Origin of the sequence: Carboxydocella sp. ULO1, assembly GCF_002049255.1 — a bacterium.
Lineage (GTDB): Bacteria > Bacillota.
In genome coordinates, this window is the sequence record NZ_BDLQ01000117.1 from 1 (window position 1) to 264 (window position 264).

Annotated in this window: 1 protein-coding gene; it reads right to left on the reverse strand. The window is 47.7% G+C overall.

What is annotated here, in order from left to right:
* Positions 1 to 264: transposase (locus ULO1_RS12345; protein ID WP_200806965.1), on the reverse strand; the 264-nt coding region annotated here is incomplete at both ends.

Genomic DNA, 264 nt, shown 5'->3' on the forward strand with positions numbered 1-264 from the left:
CATTGCTAGCATAACACATAGGGCCAGTCCGCACCGCAGCTTCATTTTGGCCATGCCCCGAATGGTATGCTGTTCGAATCCAAAGGATACATCGAGTCTGCTATTTACCCTTTCTACTGCGGTGCGTTTTTTATATTCTTTTTCCCACTTATAGCTTGCCCGGTCGATCGGCGTGAATATCCGTCGGTTTTCCGCTAGCGGTATACGTATTCCCTGACTAACTGAACACTGTTCCATTCCCTGACACTTGATTCCGTATCGCTT